Annotated in this window: 18 protein-coding genes; 12 read left to right on the top strand and 6 right to left on the bottom strand. The window is 40.0% G+C overall.

Annotated elements, in window-relative coordinates:
* Nucleotides 1-67: 67 nt before the first annotated feature.
* The 3 genes from H6A27_RS08380 (at nucleotide 68) to H6A27_RS08370 (ending at nucleotide 1,714) form a co-directional block, all read left to right on the top strand.
* The gene (locus tag H6A27_RS08380) at nucleotides 68-259 is read left to right on the top strand and encodes a hypothetical protein (RefSeq protein WP_204402589.1); all 192 of its coding nucleotides are present in this window, start codon (nucleotides 68-70) and stop codon (nucleotides 257-259) included.
* 124 nt (nucleotides 260-383) lie between these two features.
* Nucleotides 384-905: a porin family protein gene (locus tag H6A27_RS08375; protein WP_204402590.1), complete on the top strand. Its 522-nt coding sequence runs from the start codon at nucleotides 384-386 to the stop codon at nucleotides 903-905.
* Between the two features lie 164 nt (nucleotides 906-1,069).
* Nucleotides 1,070-1,714: a porin family protein gene (locus tag H6A27_RS08370; protein WP_204402591.1), complete on the top strand. Its 645-nt coding sequence runs from the start codon at nucleotides 1,070-1,072 to the stop codon at nucleotides 1,712-1,714.
* 78 nt (nucleotides 1,715-1,792) lie between these two features.
* On the opposite strand, the gene H6A27_RS08365 is transcribed toward H6A27_RS08370, so the two are convergent.
* Nucleotides 1,793-2,971 (bottom strand): phosphoribosylaminoimidazolecarboxamide formyltransferase, encoded by a 1,179-nt coding sequence (locus H6A27_RS08365; RefSeq protein WP_204402592.1) that lies wholly within the window; start codon nucleotides 2,969-2,971, stop codon nucleotides 1,793-1,795.
* Nucleotides 2,972-3,098: 127 nt separating this feature from the next.
* Between H6A27_RS08365 and H6A27_RS08360 the strand changes: the two genes are divergently transcribed.
* Nucleotides 3,099-5,507, top strand: coding sequence for a glycoside hydrolase family 95 protein (locus H6A27_RS08360; RefSeq protein ID WP_204402593.1), 2,409 nt, complete (start codon nucleotides 3,099-3,101; stop codon nucleotides 5,505-5,507).
* 118 nt (nucleotides 5,508-5,625) lie between these two features.
* Nucleotides 5,626-6,177 (top strand): beta-class carbonic anhydrase, encoded by a 552-nt coding sequence (locus H6A27_RS08355; RefSeq protein ID WP_204402595.1) that lies wholly within the window; start codon nucleotides 5,626-5,628, stop codon nucleotides 6,175-6,177.
* Between the two features lie 18 nt (nucleotides 6,178-6,195).
* Here the strand turns inward: H6A27_RS08355 and H6A27_RS08350 are convergent, their stop codons facing one another.
* Nucleotides 6,196-7,260 (bottom strand): M20 family metallo-hydrolase, encoded by a 1,065-nt coding sequence (locus H6A27_RS08350; protein ID WP_204402608.1) that lies wholly within the window; start codon nucleotides 7,258-7,260, stop codon nucleotides 6,196-6,198.
* Nucleotides 7,261-7,383: 123 nt separating this feature from the next.
* On the opposite strand from H6A27_RS08350, the gene H6A27_RS08345 reads away from it, so the two are divergent.
* From H6A27_RS08345 to H6A27_RS08325, 5 genes are all read left to right on the top strand, one after another.
* The gene (locus tag H6A27_RS08345; protein ID WP_204508341.1) at nucleotides 7,384-9,189 is read left to right on the top strand and encodes an AMP-dependent synthetase/ligase; all 1,806 of its coding nucleotides are present in this window, start codon (nucleotides 7,384-7,386) and stop codon (nucleotides 9,187-9,189) included.
* A 53-nt stretch (nucleotides 9,190-9,242) separates the two neighbouring features.
* On the top strand, nucleotides 9,243-10,358 hold the full coding sequence (gene prfB / locus H6A27_RS08340) for a peptide chain release factor 2 (protein ID WP_204402597.1): 1,116 nt from the start codon (nucleotides 9,243-9,245) through the stop codon (nucleotides 10,356-10,358).
* 83 nt (nucleotides 10,359-10,441) lie between these two features.
* Nucleotides 10,442-10,582 (top strand): hypothetical protein, encoded by a 141-nt coding sequence (locus H6A27_RS08335; protein WP_204402598.1) that lies wholly within the window; start codon nucleotides 10,442-10,444, stop codon nucleotides 10,580-10,582.
* A gap of 95 nt (nucleotides 10,583-10,677) precedes the next feature.
* Nucleotides 10,678-11,151: a CYTH domain-containing protein gene (locus H6A27_RS08330; RefSeq protein WP_204508339.1), complete on the top strand. Its 474-nt coding sequence runs from the start codon at nucleotides 10,678-10,680 to the stop codon at nucleotides 11,149-11,151.
* 139 nt (nucleotides 11,152-11,290) lie between these two features.
* Nucleotides 11,291-11,794: an RNA polymerase sigma factor gene (locus H6A27_RS08325; protein ID WP_204402067.1), complete on the top strand. Its 504-nt coding sequence runs from the start codon at nucleotides 11,291-11,293 to the stop codon at nucleotides 11,792-11,794.
* Between the two features lie 70 nt (nucleotides 11,795-11,864).
* On the opposite strand, the gene rplS is transcribed toward H6A27_RS08325, so the two are convergent.
* Nucleotides 11,865-12,218: a 50S ribosomal protein L19 gene (rplS, locus tag H6A27_RS08320; RefSeq protein WP_204402086.1), complete on the bottom strand. Its 354-nt coding sequence runs from the start codon at nucleotides 12,216-12,218 to the stop codon at nucleotides 11,865-11,867.
* 214 nt (nucleotides 12,219-12,432) lie between these two features.
* Between rplS and H6A27_RS08315 the strand changes: the two genes are divergently transcribed.
* Complete coding sequence (locus H6A27_RS08315; RefSeq protein ID WP_204508337.1) at nucleotides 12,433-15,396, top strand: serine hydrolase domain-containing protein; 2,964 nt, start codon at nucleotides 12,433-12,435, stop codon at nucleotides 15,394-15,396.
* A gap of 120 nt (nucleotides 15,397-15,516) precedes the next feature.
* Entirely contained in the window at nucleotides 15,517-15,684 is a 168-nt protein-coding gene (locus tag H6A27_RS08310; RefSeq protein ID WP_154043305.1) for a DUF362 domain-containing protein, read from the top strand.
* Nucleotides 15,685-15,844: 160 nt separating this feature from the next.
* Here the strand turns inward: H6A27_RS08310 and H6A27_RS08305 are convergent, their stop codons facing one another.
* The 3 genes from H6A27_RS08305 to H6A27_RS08295 all read right to left on the bottom strand — a co-directional run bounded on the left by H6A27_RS08305 (nucleotide 15,845) and on the right by H6A27_RS08295 (nucleotide 19,102).
* Entirely contained in the window at nucleotides 15,845-17,038 is a 1,194-nt protein-coding gene (locus H6A27_RS08305) for a pyridoxal phosphate-dependent aminotransferase (RefSeq protein ID WP_204508336.1), read from the bottom strand.
* Between the two features lie 115 nt (nucleotides 17,039-17,153).
* Nucleotides 17,154-17,867 carry a Bax inhibitor-1/YccA family protein gene (locus H6A27_RS08300; RefSeq protein ID WP_204402061.1) on the bottom strand — a complete coding sequence of 238 codons (714 nt, stop codon included), beginning with the start codon at nucleotides 17,865-17,867 and terminating at the stop codon, nucleotides 17,154-17,156.
* 20 nt (nucleotides 17,868-17,887) lie between these two features.
* Nucleotides 17,888-19,102 (bottom strand): bifunctional 3,4-dihydroxy-2-butanone-4-phosphate synthase/GTP cyclohydrolase II, encoded by a 1,215-nt coding sequence (locus H6A27_RS08295; RefSeq protein ID WP_204402059.1) that lies wholly within the window; start codon nucleotides 19,100-19,102, stop codon nucleotides 17,888-17,890.
* Between the last annotated feature and the right edge of the window lie 14 nt (nucleotides 19,103-19,116).

The raw sequence follows: 19,116 nt of genomic DNA, 5'->3' as shown, positions 1-19,116 counted from the left end.
GACCGTTGGTTTCATCCGGACATCAACTCATTAACTCAAAAACTTTAAAAACTTATAAACTCACAATATGGATATAGAAAAGATACTGACAGAAGGAATTGTTTTCAAGGGAGCCAAATCGTCGGCAGCCAAGAAAGAAGAAAAGGTGAAGACAAAGGCGAAGAAGAAAACTTACATCACAGGACTCCACAATTCAGGTTCTGCAAAGATGAAAGCAGAAATCCGTCGTCGTCGTGCCAATCGTCATAAAAACGGATAAATTGTCCTGTTTTTAAGATGTTGTTTAAAATTGCTAAGTATTTCTTATTTTTGTAATATTATTTTTTCAGATAATTATTTATCTGAAGAAAACTAAACTGTTTAACAACTTAAAAATGAGAATTATGAAAAAAGTATTGATGACTTTATTCGTGATGTTTGCAGTAGTTACTGCTTACGCACAGGAAATGTACATTGGCGGTGGAATCAGTTTGTGGAGAAATACTGACTCAGAGAGAACATCTTTCTCTATCAGTCCTGATTTTGGCTATGAATTCAATGAAAGATGGGCATTTGGAGGACAGCTTGTACTTGATGTCTCAGGAGGTGAAGGTCTTTCATCTACAGCATTTGCAATAGCTCCATACGCGCGTTTCTCTTATTATGAAAACAAGATAGTTCGTCTGTTCCTTGATATGGGATTCGGAGTATCAGTAAATAAAGTAGCCCACAATGATGCAAAAGCCGGTTTTGAATTAGGAGTTAAACCAGGTATAGCCGTAAAATTGAATGACAATTTCAGCTTTGTGTCCAAAGTTGGTTTTGCAGGATTCCGTCAGGATTATCGGGGATTTACTTCAAACAATGGTTTTGGTGTAACTGCTGATGCTGAAAATATCTCTATAGGTATAGAATACGCCTTCTAAAATAACGCTTATAAATTAGAAAAAAAATGTCCTGTCATTTTAATTCAAACACGGCCGTGTTTAGATTGAAATGACAGGACATTTTTTCTTACTTTTTTTATGTGATTGCTATTTATTTGTTTAAATTTGTGATTATATAAAATAAGTAATTGATTTATACTATTATGAGGAAACTGATAATTGCGTTATTGTGTGTATTGTCGGTTGTACCGGCAATATCCCAAAATAGAGTAAAATGGGGAGTGGAAGTAGGTGCAGGTATGTCTGCCTGGATGGGTGAATATGCGGATGGCAGTAAACCTTTGTTTAATCCTAAGGTAGGAGTTACTCTGGATATACCGTTGAACTGGCTGGTGTCTTTCCAGACAGGACTGAATTGGACCTCGAAAGGAGCAAGCTATAAGATGTATGATGATTTTATTACAGGTTCTGAAAGTTTATCAAAGGTTCATGTCAATCAGAATTATTTTCAGATGCCACTTCTTGCGGCTTTTCATGTAGGCGCAACATCCAGGTTTGATATGGTATTTACGGTAGGGCCGTATATAGCATACGGAATTTCAGGCAAATCCGAAACAAAATTAGATGCTTTGACAATATCATGGCCGACTTTTGATGATTTATCTATTGCCGGTCAATATATATCCGACGGCTTTAACCGTTTTGATGCCGGAATTCAAGGTGGCGTAGGTCTTGATTTCCCGAAATGGACATTGGGACTCGATGCCGATTTCGGCTTCTGCAAGATAGCTCCGGGAAACTCACCCTATAATTTTGCAATGTATTTCACCGTAGGGTATAAATTCTAGTTGTCGTATAAAAATAAAAACATCCTGAAAATTATTGATTTTCAGGATGTTTTTATTTTTATAGGTAAATGGCTGCCATTAATGGTGGAACAGACGTATGCCAGTGAATGTCATTGCGATGCCGTATTTGTCGCAAGTCTCAATAACATGGTCATCGCGTACAGAGCCGCCGGCCTGTGCAATGAATTCCACACCGCTCTTGTGAGCGCGTTCAATGTTGTCGCCGAATGGGAAGAAAGCGTCCGAACCAAGAGCTACACCTTTCAGTGTGTCGAGCCAAGCGCGTTTTTCTTCGCGAGTCAATACTTCTGGTTTTTCTGTGAAGAACTGCTGCCATACTCCGTCTGCAAGTACATCGTCGTGGTCATCGCTGATGTAGATGTCGATAGTATTGTCGCGGTCTGCACGGCGGATTTTTTCAACCCAAGGCAGGTTCAACACCTTCGGATGCTGACGCAGATACCAGATGTCTGCCTTGTTTCCTGCGAGGCGTGTACAGTGGATACGGCTCTGCTGTCCGGCACCGATACCGATTGCCTGACCGTCCTTGACGTAACATACAGAGTTTGACTGAGTATATTTCAGAGTGATAAGCGCTATCATAAGGTCACGCTTAGCGGCATCTGTAAAGTTCTTGTTCTGAGTAGGGATGTTCTGGAACAGATCGTCGCCGTTCAGCTTGATTTCGTTTCTTCCCTGTTCGAATGTAATGCCGAACACTTCCTTTGTTTCAATAGGAGCAGGAACATAGTTCGGGTCAATTTTTATTACATTGTATGTTCCTTTACGTTTTGCTTTCAGGATTTCCAAAGCTGCATCTGTATATCCAGGAGCGATAACACCGTCAGAAACTTCTCGGTTGATGAAACGTGCGGTTTCTTCATCGCAGATGTCGCTCAGTGCGATAAAGTCGCCGTAAGATGACATACGGTCAGCACCGCGTGCACGTACGTAAGCGTTAGCAAGCGGTGAAAGAGGAAGGCCATCGACGAAATATATTTTCTTCATAGTTTCGTCCAGTTCAAGACCAATGGCAGCACCTGCAGGGCTGACATGTTTGAAAGATGTAGCGGCAGGCATTCCTGTAGCTTCTTTCAGTTCTTTTACTAACTGCCATCCGTTCAGTGCATCAAGGAAGTTGATGTAACCGGGGCGTCCGTTCAGGACCTCAATAGGCAGTTCCCCTTCTTTCATGAAAATACGCGCAGGCTTCTGGTTAGGATTGCATCCGTATTTCAGTTCAAGTTCTTTAGCCATAATTTTTCTTGTTTATGAATTTTGTTACAAAAATACATTTTTGTCTGCTGTTTTCCTATATGGTTTCGATTTTTTTGTATTTTTGAATTAGAAAAAGCCTTTGATGAATTATTAAAATAGTAATAATATGAGAATTAGTTTTTTGTCAGTATTGTTGCTCCTGTCTTCATATATTTATGCGGGAAATCTGAAGTTGTGGTATGATAGACCTGCCTCGGAATGGACAGAGGCCTTACCCGTAGGAAATTCAAGATTGGGAGCTATGTCGTTCGGCGGTACCGAAGTAGAAGAATTGCAATTGAATGAAGAAACATTCTGGGGTGGTTCGCCGTATAGAAATGATAATCCGGATGCATTGAAAGTTTTGCCTGAAGTGAGAAAACTTGTTTTTGACGGGAAGTATGGCGAAGCGCAGGATTTGGTTAATAAAAATTTTCTCACTCCAAGAAATGGTATGCCGTATCAGACTATCGGTAGCCTGATGATTGACTTTCCAGGTCATGATAATGTTACGGATTATCTTCGTGAACTGGATTTGGAGAATGCCATTGCTACCGTGAGTTATAAAGCTGATGGAGTGACATATACGCGAGAGTTGTTTTCTTCTATTGCGGACAATGTGATTATAATGAGAATATCAAGTTCGGAAGCAGGTAAGTTATCGTTCAACTTGTCTTTCAATTGTCCTTTGGAGCATCAGGTTTCTGTCAAGAACAAGTGCCTTTATCTTAAGGCTAAGGGTAATGACCATGAGGGTGTTGTTGGAAAACTTTTTGATGAGACTTTGGTGAAGGCTGTGAACAAAGGAGGAAAATTGTCTTTCGACGATAATAGGCTTAGGATTGAGAATGCTGATTATGTTACATTATATATATCATCGGCAACCAATTTCGTAAATTATAAAGATATTAGCGGCAATGGTTACAAGAAGGCTGTGAATTATCTGAACGCAGCTGTAAAGAAAGATTATGAAAAGGCCAAGAAAGAACATATTGAAATGTATAGGGAACTGTTCGGAAGATTGGACCTTGACATATATTCGGATGATTACTCAAACGAACCTACAGACCAGAGAATAAAGAAATTTAATGAAAGAAATGATGCCGGACTGGCTGTTCTGTTATTTCAATACGGACGTTACCTGCTGATATCATCATCTCTGCCGGGAGGTCAGCCGGCAAATCTTCAGGGTATATGGAATAAGGATAAGGTTGCACCATGGGACAGTAAATATACTGTGAACATTAATCTTCAGATGAATTATTGGCCTGCTGAGGTGACTAATCTGAGCGAATGTCATGAACCATTGTTTAAAATGTTGCAGGAACTTTCAGAGGCTGGACAGGAAACAGCTAAGGCTATGTATGGATGTAACGGATGGGTGCTCCATCATAACACTGATTTGTGGCGTTCTACCGGTGTTGTTGACGGTGCTTTCTGGGGTATGTGGCCAAATGGAGGAGCATGGTTGTGCCAGCACTTATGGCAACATTATTTATATACCGGTGATATGGCTTTCCTTGAGAAATACTATGATGTGATGAAGGGCTCGGCAGATTTCTTTATGGATTTTCTTGTTAAGCATCCTGTATATGGATGGATGGTTACTTGCCCTTCCAACTCGCCTGAACATGGTCCTGACGGTGAAAACAGCAATTCAGCTTCTACTGTTGCAGGCTGTACAATGGACAATCAGATTGTGTTCGAACTTTTATGCAATACTCGTGATGCGGCGAAACTTCTTAATAAGGATGCCGAATATATAAACAGGCTGCAGGGTATGATTGATATGCTTGCCCCTATGCAGATAGGAAAGTACAATCAGTTGCAGGAATGGCTTGAGGATGTGGATAATCCGAATGACAAGCACAGACATATTTCGCATGCGTTCGGATTGTATCCAGGTAATCAGATTTCACCTTACAAAAATCCTGATTTGTTCCAGGCCGCAAAAAACACTTTGTTGCAAAGAGGTGATGAGGCTACCGGATGGTCTATCGGTTGGAAAATTAATTTGTGGGCACGTCTGCTTGACGGAAATCATGCTTATAAGATAATAAGGAACCTGTTTGCCGGACGTACTTATCCTAACTTGTTCGACTCGCATCCACCTTTCCAGATTGACGGTAATTTCGGATATACCGCCGGTGTGGCAGAAATGTTGATGCAGAGCCACGACGAGGCTTTACATTTGCTTCCGGCTTTGCCGGATGAATGGAGAGACGGTAAGGTTTCGGGACTGAAAGCCAGAGGTGGATTTACCGTTGATATGGAATGGAAAGGTGGTGAACTGCTCACAGCAAAAATAAAATCTGCTTTGGGAGGAAATCTGAGAATCCGTTCGTATATACCTCTTAAGGGTAACGGATTGACAGAGGCTAAAGGTGAGAATAGTAATAGGTATTATCAGAATGCCGAAATTAAAGAGCCTTTAAAGGCTGAGGGACTGATAGCTGAGCATCCTATATTGTATAAAATTTATGAATATGATATAGAAACTCGCGCGGGTGAAGAATATACAATCGAACGTATGTGATAAAATAATACATTCGGGCAAGAGTAAATACTGTATGATGCGGATATTTACTCTTGCTTTTTATTTATGAAGTTTTTTTGATGTATTTTTGCGATATGAATTTTATTAAAAGAGGATTATGATAGACGAATTATTGGAATACAACAAATCTTTTGTCGAAACAAAAGGATATGAGAAATTTCTTACGACCAAATATCCGGACAAGAAAATTGCTATTGTGACATGTATGGATACACGGCTTATCGAGTTGCTTCCTGCGGCGTTGGGACTGAAAAACGGTGATGTGAAGATTATTAAGAATGCCGGCGGTACAATTACTCATCCGTTTGGTAGTGCCATGCGAAGCCTTCTTGTCGCAATATATGAGCTTGGTGTTGAGGAGATAATGATTATAGGACATACAGACTGTGGTGTGCAGCACATGGACAGTGAAGTAATGCTTTCACACATGCGTGCACGTGGAGTTTCTCAGGATCACATTGAGATGATGGAATATTGTGATATAAATCTTCGCTCGTGGTTGAGTGGTTTCGATGATACGGAAGATGCCGTAAGAAAAAGTGTCCATATAGTAAGACATCATCCGCTGATGCCTGCAGACGGTATTAAAGTTAGAGGATTTATTATGAACTCTGTCACCGGAAATCTTGTTGAAGTGGAAGCTGATTAATGAAAAAAGGTTGGAGTTTTATAACTCCAACCCGTCTAATAATTGTATATAAAGGTTTATAGCCTCTTCTATCTCATTTATCATTATATATTCATCGGCTGTGTGCGAACGGGATGATTTTCCAGGACCTATCTTTACTGAAGTGAATGGCATGAGTGCCTGGTCGGATAGGGTAGGCGAGCCGAATGGTGTTTTACCTAATGCGATTGCGCGTTTCACTATAGGATGGTCTGGAGATATGCTTGAAGAGTTAAGTCTGAAAGACCTTGCTTTTATTTCGCTGCCGATATGTTTTTTGATTTCCTCAAAAAGTGCTTCATTAGAGTAACACTCGTTACTGCGAATATCAACCACGATACTGCATGTGTCAGGAATTACATTGTGTTGTGTCCCTGCATTAATTTGTGTGACAGTCATTTTTACCGGACCGAGAAGTGGTGATTCTTTCTCGAATTTGTGAGTGCGGAACCATTCTATGTCAGGAAGAATCTTGTAGATTGCGTTGTCGCCTTCCTCGCGTGCGGCATGTCCGGAACGTCCTTGTGCGGTGACATCGAGTACCATAAGACCTTTTTCCGCTATTGCGGGATTCATTTCTGTAGGTTCGCCCACTATACCTAAAGTTATAGGTGGCAATTGTGGAAGTACGCTTTCAATTCCGTTTTTGCCTGATACTTCTTCTTCGCACGAGGCTAAGAAAATAAGATTATATTTTTGTTCTGTAGCACTCAGGTGTTTGTAAACTTGGAATAATGAAACTAAGGACGCGCCCGCATCATTGCTGCCCAATCCGAAAAGTTTACCATTGTCAATCTTTGGTGTGAATGGCTGTTTACGCCAGCCGTTTACAGGCTTGACTGTGTCAATATGGGAGTTTAAAAGTATTGTTGGTCTCGAAGTATCAAACATTGGGCTTATACACCATACGTTGTTTCCCATGCGGCCTGTCATAATACCTGATTCTTCGATGTAGGTTTGTAGAAAGTCGGCTGCAGCATCTTCTTCCCTGCTTATAGATGGTATTCCAATCAGAGCCTGAAGTAAAGTTACAGCTTCCGAAGTGTAATAGCTTGTATCTGTCATCATATTATTCTGATATTTTATGGCAAAGATATGTTTTATTTTAATATATCGTAACAGATTTGTGGTAAAATAGAAAAATATAATTAACTTTGCGTATTAAGAATTCTAAATTAAGTATATAAAATGGGCAAATCATTTTTGTCGGACCTCGTTTTCCGCCAAGCAAAGAGATATGGTGAGAGGGTAGCTCTTAAGTATCGCGATTATTCTTTATCGTCTTGGATTTCAGTTTCTTGGAACAAATTTGCAGAAAAAGTAAGATATGCATCTCGTGCCATGGTGGCATTGGGAATAAAAGAACAGGAAAACGTGGGAGTTTTCTCGCAGAATATGCCGGAATGTCTTTATGTGGATTTTGGAGCATACGCCACAAGGGTTGTGACAATACCGCTTTATGCTACAAGTTCTGAAGCTCAGGTACATTATATTGTGCAGGATGCGTCTATCAGATTTCTTTTTGTTGGCGAACAGTATCAGTATGAAGTCGCAAGGAGGGTCCAGGGATTGTGTAAATCTCTTAAGCAGATTGTAATATTCGATTCTAATGTCAAGCGTCTTCCAGGCGATACTAACTCTATTTATTTCGATGAGTTTCTCGAAAAAGGTAATGATGAGGCTTTGCAAGAGGTTGTGCAACAGCGTACTGAAGCTTCGTCAGCTGATGACTTGGCAAATATTTTATATACATCAGGTACTACAGGTGAGTCTAAGGGCGTAATGTTGCATCATTCGTGCTTCGAATTTGGTATCAAGGCACATTATGGACGTTTGACAACTCTCTCTGACAATGATGTGGTAATGAATTTCCTTCCTTTTACTCATATATTTGAGCGTGCATGGTCATATCTTTGTATTGACAGAGGATGCACTTTGTGTATAAATTTGCGTCCTGCTGATATTCAGACTACTATCAAGGAAGTACGTCCTACGGCTATGTGTAGTGTTCCACGTTTCTGGGAAAAGGTATATGCTGCGGTAATGGAGAAAATTAACGAGACTGCAGGCGTTAAGAAAAAACTTATGCTTGATGCTCTGAAAACAGGAAAAGAGTATAATATTGACTGTCTGATGAACGGAAAAGAGCCGTCGCCGATACTGAAACTTAAGTATAAATTTTACGAAAGGACAATATACAGCTTGCTTAAGAAAACCATTGGTATAGAAAATGGTAATTTCTTCCCTACCGCAGGTGCCGCTATTCCTCATAAGGTTGAGGAATTTGTAAGGTCTGTCGGTATAAACATGGTTGCCGGATATGGACTGACTGAAACTACCGCTACTGTTACTTGTCAGTGGATTGATGATTTTAAAATTGGCTCAGTTGGAAGAGTCTTACCTGGAGTGGAAATAAAAATCGGGGAAAATAATGAGGTGCTGGTAAAGGGTGAGACCGTTACAAAAGGTTATTATAATAAGGAAGCTATTACTAAGGATGCATTTACGCCTGACGGATGGTTCCGTACCGGTGATGCAGGATATATTGAGGATGGACGTTTGTATCTGACAGACCGTATAAAGGATCTTTTCAAGACATCGAATGGTAAATATATCGCTCCTCAAGCAATTGAAACAAAATTGGTGGTTGATAAGTATATCGACCAGATATCTATAATAGCCGACCAACGCAAATATGTATCGGCATTGATAGTTCCTGAATATTCGCAAGTAAAGGCATACGCCGAGAGTAAGGGTATAAAATATTCGGATATGAAGGAACTTCTTGAGACTCCTGAAATTCAGGATTTGTTTAGGACGCGTATTGATACACTGCAGCAAGAGTTTGCCCATTACGAGCAGATTAAAAAGTTTACATTGTTGCCTGAACCTTTCAGCATGGAGAAAGGTGAGCTTACAAATACTCTTAAGATAAAACGTCCTGTACTGATGAAAAATTATGCGGCTCAGATTGAGAAGATGTATGAAGAGTAACTTGGTCATTTTGTGATTTTTGACTAACTTTGTAGCCGCAAAAAAGGAATAAGATGATTACAATAGAACAACTCAAGGATTTAAAGGAACGCACAGAGGCGCTTTACCGCTATCTGGATATTGAAAACAAGTTAGTGCAGGTGGAGGAAGAACAGCTCCGTACACAGGCACCTGGATTCTGGGATGACGCGAAGAAAGCTGAAGCACAGATGAAAAAGGTAAAAGGGCTTCAGTCATGGATTGATGGATATAAAGAAGTTAAGACACTCGTTGACGAACTGGATTTGTCTTTCGATTTCTTTAAAGACGATTTGGTGACAGAACAGGAAGTTGACGATGCGTATAATAAAGCTCTGGTGGCTGTTGAAGAACTTGAGCTTAAGAATATGCTTCGTTCTGAAGCTGACCAGATGGATTGTGTGCTGAAGATAAACTCTGGTGCCGGAGGTACTGAAAGCCAGGACTGGTCGTCAATGCTTATGCGTATGTATATGCGTTGGGCCGAAAGTAACGGATATAAGTTGTCTGTAGCCAATCTTCAGGAAGGTGATGAGGCAGGTATCAAAACTGTAACAATGAACATTGAAGGTCCTTATGCTTACGGTTATCTGAAAGGTGAGAATGGTGTTCATCGTCTGGTACGTGTTTCTCCTTACAACGCTCAGGGTAAACGAATGACTTCTTTTGCTTCTGTTTTCGTTACTCCATTGGTTGACGATTCGATAGAAGTAACTATCGAACCAGCCCGTATGTCTTGGGATACATTCCGAAGTGGTGGTGCCGGTGGTCAGAACGTAAATAAAGTTGAGTCTGGTGTGCGTTTGCGTTATCAGTACAAGGATCCTTATACAGGTGAGGAAGAGGAAATCCTCATTGAAAATACTGAAACCAGAGACCAGCCTAAAAACAAGGAAAATGCTTTGCGACAGTTGCGCTCTATCCTTTACGATAAAGAGTTGAAACATCGTATGGAAGAACAGGCTAAGGTTGAAGCCGGAAAGAAGAAAATTGAGTGGGGCTCTCAGATAAGAAGTTATGTGTTCGACGACCGTCGCGTGAAGGATCACCGCACTAACTACCAGACTTCGGATGTCAATGGTGTGATGGATGGTAAGATTGATGGCTTTATCAAGGCTTATCTGATGGAATTCTCGGATAGTGAGGCTTGATAAATAATATTTTTTGAAATCTGTTTTTGCTTTTTGTTAATTAAATTGTAATTTTGGGGTATTAACAATAAAAAGTATTTGCTATGAACCAGAAACATAACATTAAGAAACAGAATTACGAGAAACGCCAAGAACAAAAGGCCGACAAAGTGTTTAAGATAGTATGTATTTCTATATTTGTATTAGGAGTAATATTGGCAATTGCATACAGTGTGGCTTTATAAGTTTCTATAGTATAAAAAGGCTGTTGGGTGAACATTATCCGGCAGCCTTTGTTATTTTCATATAACCATAACGTTTGTAAATATCTTAATTTAACATGTCGCAAGAGATAGAACGAAAATTTTTGGTTAAGGACTCTTCCTTTAAGAATATGGCAATGTCTTCGTCGAGAATTGTTCAGGGATATATTTGTAGTGAACGAGGCAGGACTGTGAGGATACGTATCAGAGATGATAAAGGCTATATAACCATTAAGGGGGCTTCGACTGACAACGGGCTTAGCAGGTATGAGTGGGAACATGAAATTCCCGTTGAAGAAGCTCGTGAACTCATGTTATTGTGTCATGATGGAATGATTGACAAAACAAGGTATCTTGTGAAGTATGGTAATCATATTTTCGAGGTCGATGAATTTTATGGCGACAATGAAGGTCTTGTCGTTGCAGAGGTAGAATTGAGCAGTGTTGACGAGGCATACGAGATACCTCCTTTTCTTGGAGAAGAAGTAACAGGTCAGGTAAAGTATTATAACTCATTTCTTATGAAATCCCCATATAAAAGCTGGAAATAACACCTGAAAACTGTTATATAATAGGGTAAAAACTGTTTTAGCCCCTTGCATTATCTGTTTTAAGGATATTGATGTTCAGGTTTGTATGTACTTTTGTGATGTAAAAACAAATAAGATTATTAACAAACAAACAAGAATAATGAAAACAGCTAATTTTGCCCAAAACCTGCTAAACGTGCAGTCCGACCTACTAAACTTTGCTTATAAGCTTACGGCCGATTATGAGGATGCGAATGATTTGCTTCAGGAAACATCGCTTAAGGCGCTGGACAATGAGGAAAAATATACTGAGGAAACAAATTTCAAGGGATGGATTTACACTATAATGCGTAATATCTTTATTAATAATTATAGAAAGACATTGCGTGACCAGACTTATGTTGACCAGACTGATAATTCTTATTTCATAAATAAGGGATTCGATTTGGAAGGTGATTCAACGGAAGGCGCATACGACCTTAAGGAAATGAGACGTATTGTCAATTCATTGCCGAGTGAGTATAGAGTTCCTTTTTCGATGTTTGTAGCCGGATTCAAGTATCGTGAGATAGCAGAGAAACTTGGCTTGCCTTTGGGTACAGTGAAGAGCAGAATCTTCTTTACAAGACAGAAACTTCAGGAGGAACTTAAGGATTTCAGATAATTATATTGATATAATAAAAAAGGTCTGCAAAAGCAGACCTTTTTTTATGTAAGGAAAATAGTTCTCAAGATTATGCGTTAACGCGTTTTTCCTGAATTCTAGCCTTCTTACCAGTAAGAGCACGCAAGTAGTACAATTTAGCACGACGTACTTTACCAATTTTGTTAACAGTAATGCTGTCGATAGCCGGAGATTCCAATGGGAAAATACGTTCAACACCAACTGTTCCTGACATTTTACGCACAGTGAAACGTTTCTTTTCACCATGACCGGAAATTTTGATAACAACACCGCGATACAACTGAACGCGTTCCTTGCTACCTTCAACGATACGGTATGCTACTGTAATTGTATCACCAGCTTTGAAAGAAGGATGCTGTTTGCCAGTAGCAAATGCTTCTTCAGCAATTTTAATTAAATCCATTGTTTTTATAAAATTAAATTGTTTATCGTTACAACGCAACATATCAAGTAACACTTCATGACAGCGATTGCGCGAAAGCGGTGCAAAGATAGTGATTTTATTCCACATTGCAAACGCATTATTCATTTTTTACTATGCTTTTCACATTCTCTTGCTGATTTGATGTTTTTTACTTAAATTCGCAGTAATATATAGACCAAAATTTATAATAGGCATGAAGAAAATATTAATGGCGTGTTTGCTGTTTGCGCTATCATTCGGATTATATGCTCAGACTGATTTTATAGATAAAAACGTGACTGATGCAAATGCATGTAGGAATTGGGTAAATGATAAGCTTGAATCAATGACTCTTAAACAGAAGATAGGGCAATTGTTTATACACACAGTCGCACCATATACTACCCAGCAAAACAAGCAGAATATTTCGGATGCTGTAAAAGAATATGGCATAGGCGGTTTGCTGTTTTCAGGTGGGGAAATAGGCAAGCAGATAGAACTTACAAATTATGCCCAGAGTATGGCTAAAATTCCTTTGCTTATCACTTTTGACGGTGAGTGGGGATTGGCTATGCGACTAAAAGGTACCCCTTCGTTTCCAAGAAACAGAGTACTTGGCTGTGTGCAGAATGATACATTGATATATGAATATGGCAAGGAGGTGGCCCGACAACTGAAGGAAATAGGCGTGCATGTAAATTTTGCTCCTGTCGCCGATGTTGATAATAATCCTAATAATCCGGTTATAAATACCCGTTCGTTTGGTAGCGACAGAGAAGCAGTAGCACGTAAGGTTGTGGCTTATTCGAAAGGACTTCAGGATGGTGGAGTGCTGGCTGTGTGTAAGCATTTTCCGGGACACGGAGATACTGAAGTTGATTCACATAAAGCAATGCCAGTTTTGTCTTTCAGTCGTGAACGTCTTGATAGTATTGAACTTTATCCTTTTAGAAAAGCGATAGAAGCTGGTATCGGCGGTGTTATGGTTGGACATCTTAATGTTACCACACTCGATAATAAAGCTGCATCAGTTTCGCATGCCGTAATAACAGAGCTGTTGAAAAATGAACTTAAATTCTCCGGACTTGTTTTTACTGACGCGCTTGAAATGAAAGGTATATCAAACAATCCTTATGTTTCTGCGCAGGCACTTATTGCAGGTAATGACATGGTCCTGGCTCCAAGAAATCTTAAACGCGAACTTGACGGAGTGCTTAAGGCTGTAAAAGAAGGTAGGATTTCAGAAGAAGAAATAAACGAGAAGTGCAGGAAAGTGCTTACATACAAGTATGCTTTTGGACTTAACAGACGTCCTATTGTTAATGATAAAGATATTATGGCCCGTATTGATAAGGCATATACCAATGAACTTATCAATAATATAAAGACTTCGGCTGTTACGGTTGTAAAAGATTCTGATGGTATGCTTCCTTTGGATATGACTCTTTCCGGAACAGTTGTTCTTAATGTCTCATCTACACTTTCTGAATCTTATACGTTCTTTAATGAAATAAATAAAACCTATCCTGTTACTTGGCTTCATGCCAATCTTGATTCTCTACAAAATATAAAAAAAAGGATAACACCTGCGCAAAGGGTAATAGTGGCTGTTTATACCTCTAAAGTAGATAAATATGAAAAAATATTGGCTGATTTGGCTAAGGGAAAGCCAACAATACTGATATGTTTTGATTCGCATAAGACTTTGCAGAAACTTGATGATGTCGTTGCGCAATCATCGGCAGTTGTATTGGCTCATTCATCAGATAAGCCTGTCCAGAAATATGTGGCTGACATGTTGTTGGGAACACAAAAAGTTGACGGACGTTTGTCTGTCGATTTGAATGATGAATATACTGCCGCTTCAGGTGTTACTATTGACCCTGATAAACCAAGAAGATATAAACCCGAGGAGTTTGGTATGGATTCCAAAATCTTGTCGCGCATTGACAGTATAGCTGAATATGGTATAATGAATGGCGCATATCCGGGATGTCATGTGCTGGTTTGGAAAAACGGTTATCAGGTTTATAACAAATGTTTTGGTACTCATACATACAACTCTGACAGAAAGGTTAAGGAAAATGATTTGTTTGATTTGGCATCGCTGACAAAGACTACGGCTACGCTGCTTGCTGTAATGAAACTCTATGATGAGGGCAAACTGAATCTTACAGATAAGATTTCTGCCTATGTGCCTGAGATGAAATCGACTGATAAGGCAAATATCACTATTCAGGAACTCCTTTATCATGAGTCTTGTTTACCGGCTTATTTGCCTTTCTATATGAAAGCTATTGACAAAACAAGCTGCAAAGGAGGTATGTATAAAAAGTATAAGGATACTAATCACAAGATTAAGGTAGGAAACAATCTTTATATTTGTACTAATTATTCCTTTATTCCTGAATGGGTGTCGGAAAAGGATACCGCGGGATATACATTAAAAGTATCAGATAATATTTTTGTGAAGCCTGTGTTTAAAAATGTAGTATTAAAGGAAATTGCCGACGCTCCACTGAAAGGCCATTCGTATAGATATAGCTGTTTGAATTTTATGCTTCTGAAGGAGGCTGTAGAGAATATTTCCGGAATGTCGCTTGATAAATATCTGGATGAGTATTTCTATAAACCTATGGGTCTTGTGCATACATTGTATAATCCTTTACAGAGGTTTGGAAAAGATGAAATTATACCGACAGTAGAAGAGGATTTCCTGAGGCGCGGACCAGTGCATGGATATGTACATGATGAGGCTGCTGCTATGCTTGGAGGTGTATCCGGTAATGCAGGACTGTTCTCTACAGCTAAGGATGTGGCTACCATTTATCAGATGTTGCTTGATAAAGGTGTTATGGGCGACCGCAGATATTTGTCGCGTACCACTTGCGAGCTGTTCCTTAAGATGAAATCGAAAAATAGTAGGAGAGGTCTTGGATTTGACAAACCTGACACCGGTGATCCTGATAACGGCTATTGTGCTCCTGAGGCTCCGGCTTCAGTGTTTGGTCATACCGGATTTACAGGGACATGCGCGTGGGCCGATCCGGACAATGATTTGGTTTATGTCTTTCTGTGTAACAGGATTTATCCAAATCCTACTGACAGAAAAAATCTTATGAGACTTAAAATACGTCCTGCCATCCAACAGACAATATATCAAGCTATAATGAAATGATTTTATTTAGACAATGTACAAATTAGCTCCTTCTTGTAATGTAGATGTTACAATTATGACTAAAAATACTAACTTTGCATAAACAATTAGTACTAATAATAACTTAATTTTTTTACAACAATGGCTTACGTAATTAGTGACGATTGTATCGCTTGCGGTACTTGTATCGATGAATGCCCGGTAGGTGCAATTTCTGAAGGTGACAAATATTCAATCAACCCAGACGCTTGTACAGAATGTGGTACTTGTGCTGATGTTTGTCCTTCTGAAGCTATTCATCAGGGATAATATCCGGTCGTCGATTTATGACAACGAATTTAGGCTGTTCCTATTTTGGAGCGGCCTTTTTTTGTATATGCCCGTAAAATACGAAAAAAAGCATACAGACAATCCGACAAGACGGATAAGTCTGTATGCTTTAATGTATAAAAGTATAATTGTAACTATATTATTTCAAGCGAGCCAATGTCTCTTTAATTCTACGCATTGATTCAACAATGTTTTCGTCTGAAGTAGCATAACTCATACGGATACATTCAGGAGCGCCGAAAGAAGTACCTCCCACGCATGCCACGTGGCCTACTTCAAGAAGATACATAGCCAGGTCGTCTGAGTTGTTGATAACTCTGTCGCCATCCTTCTTTCCAAAGAAAGAATCACACTTAGGGAACAGATAGAATGCGCCTTGAGGAACGTTTACTTCGAATCCAGGGATTTCCTTAGCTAATTTTACTATCAGGTCGCGGCGGCGTTCGAAAGCTTTACGCATTTCTTCTACAGGTTCTTGAGTTCCGGTGTAAGCTGCTTCTGCTGCCTTCTGTGATACAGAACATGGACCTGAGGTATATTGTCCCTGAAGTTTGTTTACACCTTTAACAATCCATTCCGGACCAGCGATGAAACCGATACGCCATCCTGTCATTGCGTATGCCTTTGATACACCGTTTATGATAACAACACGGTCTTTTATTTCGGCAAACTGGGCAATGCTTTCATGCTTTCCTATATAGTTGATATGTTCGTAAATTTCGTCGGCGATAACGATTACACGTTCGTGTTTAGCAAGAACAGCCGCAAGACCGGCCAATTCTTCTTTTGTATAAACAGAGCCTGTAGGGTTTGAAGGAGAACACAGGATAAGGGCACGTGTTTTAGGTGTTATAGTCGCTTCAAGCTGTTCAGGAGTGATTTTGAAGTCCTGATCGATGCCTGCGCTTACTATTACCGGAGTACCTTCTGCCAATTTAACCATTTCAGGGTAGCTTACCCAGAATGGAGCTGGTACAATCACTTCGTCACCTTTGTTGATAAGAGCCATGATAACGTTGCAAACAGACTGTTTGGCTCCGTTGGCACAACTGATTTGTGCTGCTGTATATTCCAGTCCGTTTTCTTTTTTCAGCTTTTCTGCTATGGCGTTGCGTAATGCCGGATATCCAGGAACTGGAGAATAGCGTGAATAGTTTTCATCAATAGCTTTTTTTGCAGCTTCTTTGATGTGGTCAGGTGTATTGAAATCTGGTTCACCTACACTAAGATTGATTACGTCAATACCTTGTGCCTTTAATTCGCTACTTTTCTGAGACATAGCCAGTGTTGCCGATGGCGACAGGCTATTCAAACGATCTGAAAGTTGGTTCATTGTTATAGTCCTTGTTTAAATGTTGAATTATTTTGCAAAATAAGTTATTTCCAATGAAATACGCAATAGAAACATCTTTTAAAATGAAAAAATGCCGCATATAGCGGCATTTTATTTACTTTCTGTCTCCTAATATTCTGAGTAGATAAATAAACAGGTTTATGAAGTCAAGATATAGCGTAAGTGCGCCTAAAAGCGCAATTTTCTGTGTCGATTCGTTTACTTCTATATCGTCACCACTAAGCAGATGTTTGATTTTTTGTGCGTCGTATGCAGTAAGTCCCACGAAGATAAGAACTCCGATATACGAAATAAACATATCCATCATTGAATTATGAAGGAACATGTTCACTACAGATGCGATAATCAAGCCTATGACTCCCATCAGGCAGAGGTTTCCTATGCGTGTGAGGTCTTTCTTTGTCACATATCCGAATATTGCCATTACTCCAAAGGTTCCCGCTGTTACAAAGAATGTTGTGGCGATGGAACTCATGGTGTATATCAGGAACAATATTGATAATGTCATACCGTTCAGAACAGAGTAGGCTATGAACAGCAAGGTGGCTGTAGTAAAGCTTATTTTGTGGATTCGTGCTGACATGTACATTACAAGAACGACTTCGGCAATCAGAATTCCCCAGAACATCATTGAATTCTGCATCATCATATTCAGGACTGTAAGCGATTTGGCCATATACATGGCAGTAAGTCCTGTTATTGCCAGTGCCAACGTCATCCATGTGTAAACACTTCTCATTAACGAGCTTTGAGCGGCTTTGGCCTCATAAGTGTTTTTTACAAGGTCTTTTGTTTCGAGTATATTCATATCTGTAAAAGTTTAATTCATTATTTATTGAAATGCAGAGTGTGGCCCATACGGTCTTTTTTAGTATGCAGATACCTTTCGTTGAATTCGTTTGGTGTTACTTCGATAGGTACATTTTCTACTATCTCAAGTCCGTAAGCCTCCAGACCAACTCTTTTTACCGGGTTGTTTGTGAGCAGTCTCATCTTGGTTATTCCTATTTCTCTTAGTATCTGTGCCCCGACTCCATAGTCGCGCTCGTCTGCCTGATGTCCGAGACAGATATTCGCATCCACCGTATCCATACCTTCTTCCTGAAGTTTATAGGCTTTCATTTTTTCCATAAGTCCTATTCCTCTTCCTTCCTGATTGAGGTAAATCACGGCACCCTTGCCTTCCTTGTCTATAAGTTCCATGGCTTTGTGAAGCTGTTCGCCGCAGTCGCATCTCATAGAACCGAAAATATCGCCCGTAGCACATGATGAGTGAACTCTCACCAGCACAGGCTCGTCCGGCGTGAAGCTTCCTTTTATCAGTGCTACATGTTCCAGACCATTGCTCTTTTGGCGGAAAGGAATCAGTCTGAAGTGTCCGTGTTCGGTAGGCATGTCAACTTCGACACCTTTTTCAACCAATGATTCCTGTTTCAGGCGGTAAGCGATAAGGTCGGCTATTGAAATCAGTTTGAAACCGAATTCGTCGGCTATTTTTCTAAGTTCAGGCAGACGTGCCATTGTTCCGTCTTCGTTCATGACTTCCATTAGGGCTGCTGCCGGGTACAGACCAGCAAGACGCGCCAGGTCGATAGAGGCCTCGGTATGTCCTGCGCGGCGCAATACACCTTTGTCCTGTGCATAAAGCGGATTGATATGTCCCGGACGGCCGAAAGTTTCAGGTTTTGAACTTGGGTCGGCCAGTGCGCGTATAGTAGCGGCTCTGTCGGCTGCAGAAACACCTGTAGTACATCCGTCAAGTTTGTCTATAGTAATTGTGAATGGAGTTCCTAATATAGAAGTATTGTTTGAGACCTGTCGTGGCAGGTCCAGTTCGTCACATCTTGATATAGTAATAGGGGCGCAAAGTACACCTCTTGCATGTTTAAGCATGAAATTAACCTTTTCTGGTGTGATTAATTCTGCTGCCATTATCATGTCGCCTTCATTTTCGCGGTCTTCGTCGTCAACTACTATGACGATTTCTCCTTTACGAAAATCTTCTATTGCTTCTTCGATTGTGTTCAGTTTGATTTTGTCCATAATGTTAACTCTCT

The organism is Bacteroides caecigallinarum (assembly GCF_016902295.1).
GTDB lineage: Bacteria > Bacteroidota > Bacteroidia > Bacteroidales > Bacteroidaceae > Phocaeicola > Phocaeicola caecigallinarum_A.
The sequence above is the reverse complement of the archived record's forward strand: the minus strand, read 5'-3'. Positions and strand labels throughout refer to the sequence as shown.

Coding starts and splice junctions, on each gene's coding strand:
- H6A27_RS08325 (WP_204402067.1), top strand. CDS start 11,291: ATGAAAACAGCTAATTTTGCCCAAAACCTGCTAAACGTGCAGTCCGAC.
- prfB (WP_204402597.1), top strand. CDS start 9,243: ATGATTACAATAGAACAACTCAAGGATTTAAAGGAACGCACAGAGGCG.
- H6A27_RS08375 (WP_204402590.1), top strand. CDS start 384: ATGAAAAAAGTATTGATGACTTTATTCGTGATGTTTGCAGTAGTTACT.
- H6A27_RS08370 (WP_204402591.1), top strand. CDS start 1,070: ATGAGGAAACTGATAATTGCGTTATTGTGTGTATTGTCGGTTGTACCG.
- H6A27_RS08330 (WP_204508339.1), top strand. CDS start 10,678: ATGTCGCAAGAGATAGAACGAAAATTTTTGGTTAAGGACTCTTCCTTT.
- H6A27_RS08365 (WP_204402592.1), bottom strand. CDS start 2,971: ATGGCTAAAGAACTTGAACTGAAATACGGATGCAATCCTAACCAGAAG.
- H6A27_RS08380 (WP_204402589.1), top strand. CDS start 68: ATGGATATAGAAAAGATACTGACAGAAGGAATTGTTTTCAAGGGAGCC.
- H6A27_RS08350 (WP_204402608.1), bottom strand. CDS start 7,260: ATGACAGATACAAGCTATTACACTTCGGAAGCTGTAACTTTACTTCAG.
- H6A27_RS08360 (WP_204402593.1), top strand. CDS start 3,099: ATGAGAATTAGTTTTTTGTCAGTATTGTTGCTCCTGTCTTCATATATT.
- H6A27_RS08300 (WP_204402061.1), bottom strand. CDS start 17,867: ATGAATATACTCGAAACAAAAGACCTTGTAAAAAACACTTATGAGGCC.
- rplS (WP_204402086.1), bottom strand. CDS start 12,218: ATGGATTTAATTAAAATTGCTGAAGAAGCATTTGCTACTGGCAAACAG.
- H6A27_RS08295 (WP_204402059.1), bottom strand. CDS start 19,102: ATGGACAAAATCAAACTGAACACAATCGAAGAAGCAATAGAAGATTTT.
- H6A27_RS08345 (WP_204508341.1), top strand. CDS start 7,384: ATGGGCAAATCATTTTTGTCGGACCTCGTTTTCCGCCAAGCAAAGAGA.
- H6A27_RS08335 (WP_204402598.1), top strand. CDS start 10,442: ATGAACCAGAAACATAACATTAAGAAACAGAATTACGAGAAACGCCAA.
- H6A27_RS08310 (WP_154043305.1), top strand. CDS start 15,517: ATGGCTTACGTAATTAGTGACGATTGTATCGCTTGCGGTACTTGTATC.
- H6A27_RS08315 (WP_204508337.1), top strand. CDS start 12,433: ATGAAGAAAATATTAATGGCGTGTTTGCTGTTTGCGCTATCATTCGGA.
- H6A27_RS08305 (WP_204508336.1), bottom strand. CDS start 17,038: ATGAACCAACTTTCAGATCGTTTGAATAGCCTGTCGCCATCGGCAACA.
- H6A27_RS08355 (WP_204402595.1), top strand. CDS start 5,626: ATGATAGACGAATTATTGGAATACAACAAATCTTTTGTCGAAACAAAA.